The sequence below is a fragment of the Dellaglioa sp. CoH-57-MRSF-21 genome (assembly GCF_056781915.1).
The window spans coordinates 1-405 of record NZ_JBXAXU010000080.1 but is presented as its reverse complement, the minus strand read 5'-3'; the positions used below and the strand labels follow the sequence as shown (position 1 = coordinate 405).

At 53.6% G+C, this 405-nt stretch carries 1 protein-coding gene; it reads right to left on the bottom strand.

The annotated features are described in order from the left end of the window. Positions 1-163: 163 nt before the first annotated feature. Positions 164-405: hypothetical protein (locus tag AC1RPQ_RS08020; RefSeq protein WP_481762265.1), on the bottom strand; the 242-nt coding region annotated here is incomplete at its 5' end.

Below are 405 nucleotides of genomic sequence, written 5' to 3'. Positions count from 1 at the left end.
GTCACACGTAATTCCCGAAGAAACGACTGAAGCTTCGGCTCCAAATCTGTGCGGATTTGGGCCGTGGTTCTCGTCGGTGCCTCATGGTGCAAGTACTGCGCCACCACATGCTGGATCACGGTTTCCGATGCACTATTCGGTAGATCAAAAAGAAATGGGGTTGTCATTCTGCGTTCTCCAGCAGTGTTTCAAAATCGGCAGGACTCAAAAGTGTTCGCAGCTGGCGTGGTGTGCATATCATGAAATCACCCTTCCGGTTTTGTGTGTTGCTCAGATAGAAGTTGCCGACAGCCACCGGGTACATGACACTCGATCGACCGTCAAGCACGATCTCTCCGGGCACGCCATCTACGCGCAACACCTTGCACCCGTTACGCCACTCTTCGTGCTCGATGCGGTGCAGGT